Here is a 9,130-nt window from a genome sequence, read left to right on the forward strand (position 1 = left end):
TGGAAAAAGAGTTATAAATAAATTTCAAAGGCGTGAGCGGGCGCGAACGCGGTTCGAACGGACAACGAGGGCGTGCCGTCGAGGAACGCAGGTCGGAATTCGGCACGGGCGGCAACCGACGGAAAGCGCGGCCCCCAATAACTCCACATCTACATACCTCAAAATCTTCATAATTTCATCTACTTTAAAAATTTGACTATTTATAAATATCGATACAATCTATAAGATTAAATATATTTTATGGTATATTCCTAATAAGCGACGTTGGTGATGATATGAGGGACATAAAACTGAATATAATGGCTGTCACGATAGGGCTTCTTTTGCCGCTATTGCCAATGACTGCCCCGCATAGCTCTGCCGATAACATACAAATCGTCGTAAACAAATTCAGCAACGGCCTCTCCGAGCTGAACGTCGACTTCACCTACGGCGGAACGAACACCAAAAACAGCCTCTCTCTCCAGACCGGCCTAATTCTGAACAGCGTCGAGCTCAAGGTCTCAACGGCGGCGATGCCCGGGGCGGAGAAGAGCTACCCGACCAACGTCGTCGTTGACTTTGGAGGCGACGATAAGCCCGAGTGGAGCTTCTCGGGGAAGGGCTATGGCCCTTTGGGCCGCCAGACCGTTTTCATAAATAACCTGCCCTACATGAACGCCAGCATACCGTTCGGCGGTGGCTACAACGACAGTGTCGCGATTCGCCTGCCCAAGAGCGCGCATGTGACGAAGGCGACGATGAACCTCAGTGCGGGCCAGAGAATCGGGGACCCGGGCAAGGTGCTGGTGATATGGGCGACCTACACCGGCTACGGCTGGGACTCCGACCTCCCCAAGAAGCTCAGGGCCTTTACCAGCGACTTCTCGACCGTGGACAGCTACGACGGCCGCTCCGGCACCCCCGACTGGGCCACGGTCTCAAAGTACGGCAATATCCTGGTCTGGAGCGATTGGTACTTCTGGTACGGCTTCCAGAACGGGGCCGAGCTCGGGGACCTGATGGCAAATTATGTAGACGCGGGTGGCTCACTCGTTCTGGCGACCTACGCGATGTATCAGTATGGTAATTTCTATCTGAGCGGCCGCTTCCTGTCTGAGAACTACTATGCCATCCAGCCGACCCAGTCCATCGTGTATCATAACCCCTCCATAGGCACCATTGACCAGCCCGGCCACCCGGTGATGGCCAATGTCAGCAACATCTACTTCCCGAGCGGCTACACCTACGGCATCTACCAGACCGGCGTCGCCGAGGGAGCCAAGGCGATATCGCACTGGAACAGCGGAATGATACTGGCCGCGGAGAAGAACATCGGCGGGACTGACAGGGTCGACATCAACCTGATGCCCGTGTCGTCGGACACATCCTACTACTACTCCTGCTACGCCGGAGACGGCGACGACCTCTTTAGGAACGCGCTCATATACGGCGGCAGGAAGCCCTTCACCGGGGCCGTGAATATCCTGAACGACTCCACGGAGGAGTTCAACAGGACCGCTTTCTCCGGCAACTACACATTCCCCGACTTCTCCGACATGCTGAACTCCTATCTGGCGAGCGCGAGTGTGAGCTACAGGGACGCCTATGGCAACGAGTTCGTGGACATCCCGATATACGTGAGCGGCCCCGCCGCCAGCCGCGTCAGGTTCGACAGTCTTGAGATTCTCTACGACTACACCAAGGACATTAAAGAGAATCCGTACGAGGGCGACCTGACCTCCTCGCTCAACGACATGATGTCCACCGTGCAGGGCCCGAATAATATAACAATCCCGATATACATCAGCAGCTCCAGCAGCGGCCGGGTCAGGCTCCACTCGCTCAGAATCACAGCAACGCCTCCCATCCACCCCCCGACAATCAAGCGCTTCTGGCCCGATGCAGAGACAGTGGTCGAGGAGAACACGGAGGTGGAGTTCGGGGTCGATGTGGTTGACATCTACGGAAACCCGGTGACCATCAAGTGGTTCCACAACGCTGATGAGCTCGTCGGACAGACCAGGGAGAGGGTGAAGATAATGTTCGACTATGATTCCGCCGGCCTCCACACTGTCACGGTCCGCATAGAGAATGGCCTCCGGCCGACGGAGCAGACATGGAACGTGACCGTGCTCGACGTGAATCGCGAGCCGGTGATAGACACATTCCTCCCGGTGAGCAACCCAACGGTCAGGGAGAACGAGACGGTTGAGTTCAGCGTGGGCGCGAGCGATCCTGACGGCGACCCCCTCTCGTACCGGTGGGCGCTGGACGGGAAGGTGCTGATGAAGGAGACCAGGAGTGCCTTCAACTACACCCCCGATTTCTTCAGCGCCGGGACCCACGCGGTCACGGTCACCGCCAGCGACCCCGGGGGTCTCACGGCGGCGAAGAAGTGGGACGTGACAGTCGAGAACGTGAACGTCAGGCCGGTGATATCCTCCTACTCTCCCAAGACGAACCCTAGGATAAAGGAAACCCAGAACTGGACTTTCTCGGCCAAGGGTTTCGACCAGGACGAGGGGACCCTCCTCACGATGACCTGGTACCTTGACGGGAACCAGGTCTACATAGGAGAATCATATACCTATAGGACCGATTTTAAGTCCGCAGGCCTGCGGAGTGTGAAGGTCGTGGTCTCCGATGGCGAGCTATCCGACTCCCACGAGTGGCTCGTCACGGTGGACAACTGGAATAGGCCACCGGAGCCTTACATCGACTCTCCGAGGGAGAAGCTGGAGTTCATGGAGGGCGACGTAATACAGTTCAGCGCGGCCTCGACCACCGACCCGGACGAGGAGGAGCTGAGCTTCGTCTGGAGGGAAGGGAGCACCGTTCTCTCAAACGATGTGGAGTTCCAGAGGGCGTTGCCCCGCGGCCTTCATACGGTGACGCTCGAGGTCAGGGACCCGTACGGCGCGACCAACTCGACCTCCGTCAGAATTCGGGTCAGGTACATCGAGCTTGCGGTCCTTCTAGGAGTTTCCAGACTCGACCCCCGCGCCGGGGACGCAATCGACGTTGTTGTCACATTCACAAATATAGGCGACGCCGAAGCCACAGATGTCGGCCTGACCGTCCTTGTGGACGGCCGGACCCTCGGTTCCGACACAATCAAGTCCCTCGCGCCGGGTGGGGTGGAGGTGAGGGTCTTCCAGTGGAAGGCGACGAGGGGAGACCACACCCTCTCGGCGAAGGTCGGGGGGAGCGAGTGGAGCAAGAGTGTGACGGTCGCGTCCGCCCCGCCTCCGGCGGCGGGCCCCGGAGTGGAGACCTACATGTGGCCAAGCCTTTTGATAGTGATTGCGGTCCTGCTGTTCGGATGGGGGGCGATGGTGCTGCGGAAGAGGTGAGCAACCCTCAACCGGCGGATTGAGGCCGAGGGAGCTAACTAGTAGGGCTGGGGGTGGGTCCACCGCCCGGCTCCACGCTGGGAATTCCAGCGGTCCTCCTCCCCCGACCGTTGCGGCCGTGCTTTGAGGAAGGTGGGGTATGAGCGCTACAGAGCTTCTCTACATGGCGGGCGTTGAGGGGAACTACATAAAGGAGTTCGAGGCCGTTGTCACGGAGAGGGGGCCCGGATGGGTCGCCCTCGACCGGACCGCTTTCTACCCCGAGGGCGGGGGCCAGCCGTCGGACACGGGCGAGCTGGTCTTCGAGGGCGGGCGGGCGCGCGTCACGGACGTCCAGAAGAGGGACACCGTCCGGCACTTCATCGACGGCGAGCTGCCGCAGCATGTGAAGTCCGTGAGGGGCATTCTCGATTGGGAGAGGCGATATGCCCACATGCGAATGCACACCGCCCAGCACGTTCTTTCCGGAGTGGTCTTTGACAGGTTCGGGGCCAGGACAGTCGGGAACCAAATATACTCGGACCGCTCGCGCATCGACTTCTTCCCCCTCGCCCTCGCCCCGGAGGACCTCGAGAGTCTGGAGGAGGCTTGCAACAGCATCTTTGCCAGAAACGTGCCGCTGGAAATATACGAAGAGGACAGGGCCGAGCTCGAGAAAAGGGTTAATGCGGGGAGGGTCAGTCTCGACCTACTTCCGAAGTCTGCTAGGAGGATCCGTATAGTTAAGATAGGCGAGTTCGACGTCTGCCCCTGCGCGGGGACCCACGTTCGAACCACGGCCGAAATCGGCAGGATGAAGATAATCAAGAAAGAGAGCAAGGGCAGGGACAGGGAGAGGTTGGTCTACACCCTTGTTTAAGCAGTGGGCAGGGGGAACGCCTGCTGGGGGAGGGGATGAGCGGCGGCGAGTGCCCCGGGGCTTCATAGCGCGCTCCAGCAACGGAGGGTTATTAAATTTTTTTATAGTAGGAAAATTTAAAATAGGCAATAATATTATGAGGCTTCAAATGGTGAACTATATGACCCGGCACGCAAGCATAATACTAGCTCTCGGACTAGTTGCCCCTTTGCTGGTGGTTTACGCGCCCCCGGCCTCGGCGGCGAATATAACGAAGACCATCGAGACCTTCGATGGAGTGAAATCCGAGATTAAGGCCGACTTCCAGTACGGCGGCACGGACAAGAGCAACGCCCTATCCATCCAGACGGGTCTGATTATCCAGAACGCTTCCCTTAAGACAACCACGGCCGAGCTCTCCCCCGACAGGAGCGACTACCCGACGAATGTGAGCGTCGACTTCGGCGGCGACCAGAAGCCGGAGTGGGCCTTCGTGGGCAAGGGCTACGGTAGCTGGGGCCTCCAAGACACTTTCCCTTCGGGAAGTAAAAACATTTCCCTTACGTGTGGCCTCAACGGCACCACATCGACCAGTGTCTACCTGCCCCAAAAGGCAGATGTAAAGAAAGCGAATATGACGATAAAGAGCGCACCTCTCGCGGAGCTGGTCGAGCTGACGGGCGGGACGAGCACCAACGTCTATCCCTTCGGCTCGGGGACTACGTGGAGGTTCCAGTGGCTCTACACAGCGGCGGAAATCAAGGGCTCCGGAATCATCGACAAAGTCGGCTGGAAGGTCCAGTCAGGCTATGGAATAGGAGGCTCAGGAACCCTCACTGGCTTCAAGATGCTCTTCTGCAACACACCCATTACTGGTCTGACCACCACCTTTGCCAACAATTACGGCGGCAACACTCCCCAGAAGGTCATTGACACCGCGAGCTACGACATAAAAGAATCCGGTGGCTGGCTCGAGATCGACCCGCCGGACGAGTTCTTCTATGACAACTCCAAAAACCTTCTGATTGAGATATCGTTTACTGGGAAGACGGGCACCAGCTTCGGCCTCGCCGCGGGGACCGTCTCTGACGGGACTGGCGCCCGGAGGGCCTGGTCCTCCAGCTCCGCAGACTCACCAACCGGCTCGGTTGATTCCAGCGCTTATAGATACGACGTTAGAATCTACATCAGCGGCAAGGCCTTCAACCTCTCCGTGGACATCTGCAACGACACAGTAATTGATTATCAGACCACCACGCCGCCCCTGAACGGGACGGAGGTGGTCTTCACGGAGGCCCTGAGGGACTTCATGACGACAGCCGAAGTCAATTTCACCGACCCCTACGGAAACGCCTTCGTGGCCTTTCCCATTATAATCAACATGCAGTGGGGCGGGAAGATAACTCTGCTCAACATGAGCATTGTCTACGAATCCACCGCCGAAATTCGGCTGAATCCATACGATGGCGATTTAGCGACCTCCCTCAACGAGCTTATGTCCACGAAGCAAGGGCCTGAGAACCTGACGATACCGATATACATATCGAGCACGACCCCGGGCAGGGTCTGGCTGCACTCGCTGAAGATAACCGCGGTTCCGCCTATCCACGCGCCGACAATAAAGCGCTTCTGGCCGGACGAGGAGACGCAGGTCGAGGAGAACACCGAGCTCGAGTTCGGAATCGATGTTGAGGACATCTACGGGAATCCCGTGAGCATCCAGTGGTACTACAACGAGGAGCCGATGGAGGGCGAGACTGGGAGCAGAATCAAGCTTTTCTTTGACTACGACTCTGCGGGCTTGCACACCGTTAAGGTGAGGGTGGAGAACGGGCTCCGCGCAGCGGAGCAGCGGTGGAACATCACGGTGGTGGATATCAACCGAGAGCCCGTGATAGAGAGTCATCTTCCTGTGACCAATCCCACGGTTAGGGAGAACGAGACCGTGGAGTTCAGCGTTGAGGCGAGCGACCCAGACGGGGACCCGCTGAGCTACCAGTGGTCGCTGGACAGGAAGGTGCAGATGAAGGAGAACGGGAGCAGGTACAGGTACACGCCCGACTTTTTCAGTGCGGGGACGCACACAGTGATGGTGACTGTGAGCGACCCAGGCGGGCTGACTGCGACGAAGAAGTGGGACGTGACTGTGGAGAATGTGAATGTGGCGCCCGTGATAGTTGCGTATTCTCCCAAGACGAACCCGAGGATAAGGGAGACGCAGAGCTGGACTTTCTCTGCGACTGGGGCTGACCAAGACGAGGGCACGCTTCTGACGATGACGTGGTATTTGGACGGGGCTCAGGTGTACATAGGGGAGAGCTACACCTACAAGACGAATTTCAAATCTGCGGGCCAGCACAAGGTGAAGGTTGTGGTGTCGGACGGGGAGCTGAGCGACTCGTACGAGTGGCTGGTGACTGTGGACAATTGGAATAGGGCTCCGGAGCCGGTGATAGACTCACCGAGGGAGAGGCTGGAGTACATAGAGGGGGAGCAGATACAGTTCAGTGCGGTATCGAGCAGCGACCCGGACGAGGAGGAGCTGACGTATGTTTGGAAGGAGGGGGATACCGTTCTCTCGAGCGAGGCGCAGTTCCAGACGGCGCTCCCGCGCGGCCTGCACACGATAGTGCTCGAGGTCACGGACGTGATGGGTGCGAAGAACAGCACGTCGGTGAGGGTGCGGGTGAGGTATGTCGAGATTGCGGTGATCATGGGTCTGTCGCGGATGGACATCCGCGCTGGGGACAGGGTGGAGGTCATAGTGACAGTGACGAACATCGGCGACGCGCCCGCGGCCGAGCTGAGTGTCGAGCTTCTTGTGGACGGTCGCAGTCTTGGGACTGAGAGCATCCCTGCGCTGGGTGCTGGGGAGACGGTGAGGCAGTTCTTCCAATGGAAGGCGGTGAAGGGAGAGCACACCTTCACGGCCAAGATTGGCGAGAGCAGCTGGGAGAAGGTAGCGGTTGTGGAGCCGGCGCCGCCGGTGGAGGCGGGTGCGGGCGTCGAAGCATACCTCTGGCCCCTGCTCATCATCGTTCTAATAGTTCTTCTCATCGCTTGGGGAGCGGTGGTCATGCGTAAAAAGTAGCGGGTGTGGTTGAAAGGAAAGAGCGGGGTTACGGACCGCTCGGCAAACGCAGCCACCGCTCGGGAGAGGATTCTGTCGAGACTGGAGCCCTCCGGGGGCCCGGGATTTTGAGACCCGCACTACAAATAATATATAGCCATAGAGAGGGTAGGGGAAGTTGCTAGTACGGGGGGTGCTTTATGGTGCTCAGAGCTTTTGCGGCGCTGCTTGCGGCGTGTCTCCTGCTACCGCTCTGTCTCCCGGGCGCGCCGGGGGCCCCGGCGGGGAACATCGAAATAGTCATCGAGACTTTCGGCGACGGGCAGAAGGAGCTCAACGTCGACTTCCCCTATGGCGGGACGAACACGAAGAACAGCCTCTCCGTCCAGATCGGCCTCATCCTGAGCAACATCTCGCTAAAGGTTTCCTCAGCGTCAATGCCCGGCTCGGGAAAGGACTACCCAAGCAATGTGGTGATCGACTTCTGGGGCGACGGAAAGCCCGAGTGGGCCTTCACTGGAAAGGGCTATGGACCGCTCGGCAGACAGACCGTTTTCATAAATGATCTCCCCATAATGAACGCCAGCGCCTTCAAGACGGGCGCATTCAACAACACAACGATGATTCGCCTGCCAAAGAGCGCCAGGGTGGTCTCGGCGCAGATGAACATCACCAACCCGCGCGGCGGCGGGGGTGGGATGGTAGCGGTCGAGGCCGCGCTGAGCAGCAGGGCGAGGGACACCCCGGGCAACGACCCGGTCTACTCCATCCAGTCCCTCTGCGAGGAGAACGGCTGGGTCGCCAACATCGTTTCCGGCACGGACATCGACACATTGGAGGAGCTCTCACAGTACTCTGTGGTGATCACGGGCGACGCGGGGTACAACGACGACGACCACGCCACGTTCGAGAAAGCGCTGGACACATGGGTCCAGAACGGCGGGGGATTCATCGGGATGGGCTGGATAGTCTACTCGACCAATGCGGGCACGGGAATAGCGAATGTTCTGCCGGTGATCTGTCCCGGCTACAGCTACGACTCATCGGGCACCATCACGATAACCAACAAGAACCACGAGCTGACCCAGAACGTCAACGACTTCTCGGTCCAGCAGTACTGCGAGTACCCGTCCAGCGGAATCAAGAGCGGAGCGATCGCAGTGGCTAAGTCCCCCAGCGGGCGCGACTGCATCGCGTGCTGGGACTACGGCGGCGGGAAGAGCGTCTACATCGGCCCGATCGCGTTCGGATGCTTCCAGTCCTACCCGAGCGCCAAGAACTACTACAGCGACACAAACTTCAAGAACCTCCTGATGAACGCAATCGTCTACACGGCGGGCCAGAGAGCGGTCAACTGCACCGTGGACATTCTCGATGACGGAATCATCGACTACAGGAACGAGGAGCTGAACGGCTCCGAGAGGCTCCCCGACTTCACCCAGATGCTCAACAACTATCTCGCAACGGCTCCCGTCAGCCACAGGGACGCCTATGGGAACGAGTTCGTGGACGTTCCAATCAATGTGACGATGTACGGCAAATACGGGGGCCGCGTCGGCTTCACGAACCTGAGCATCGTCTACGAGTACACGACCAACATCCGTGAGAACCCCTTCGAGGGCGACCTCCTCTCCTCGCTCAATGACCTGATGTCGACGGTTCAGGGCCCGAACAACCTAACAATTCCGATATACATCAGCAGCTCCAGCGCCGGCAGGGTCAGGCTCCACTCGCTTAGAATCACTGCCATCCCCCCAATCCACGCGCCGACGATAAAGCGCTTCTGGCCGGACGAGGAGACGCAGGTCGAGGAGAACACCGAGCTCGAGTTCGGAATCGATGTTGAGGACATCTACGGGAATCCCGTGAGCATCCAGTGGTACTACA

Annotated in this window: 4 protein-coding genes; all 4 read left to right on the top strand. The window is 58.7% G+C overall.

What is annotated here, in order from left to right; genetic code table 11:
• Window positions 1–275 precede the first annotated feature (275 nt).
• On the top strand, window positions 276–3,335 hold the full coding sequence (locus QW379_07755) for a PKD domain-containing protein (protein MEM2870294.1): 3,060 nt from the start codon (window positions 276–278) through the stop codon (window positions 3,333–3,335).
• Between the two features lie 139 nt (window positions 3,336–3,474).
• A complete protein-coding gene (locus tag QW379_07760) occupies window positions 3,475–4,194 on the top strand; it encodes an alanyl-tRNA editing protein (protein ID MEM2870295.1) in 720 nt (239 codons plus the stop codon).
• A gap of 148 nt (window positions 4,195–4,342) precedes the next feature.
• On the top strand, window positions 4,343–7,264 hold the full coding sequence (locus tag QW379_07765) for a PKD domain-containing protein (protein MEM2870296.1): 2,922 nt from the start codon (window positions 4,343–4,345) through the stop codon (window positions 7,262–7,264).
• A 179-nt stretch (window positions 7,265–7,443) separates the two neighbouring features.
• Window positions 7,444–9,130 (top strand): hypothetical protein (locus QW379_07770; protein MEM2870297.1); only part of this gene is annotated, 1,687 nt, incomplete at its 3' end.

The sequence above is a fragment of the Thermoplasmata archaeon genome (assembly GCA_038851035.1).
Lineage (GTDB): Archaea > Thermoplasmatota > DTKX01 > VGTL01 > VGTL01 > JAWCLH01.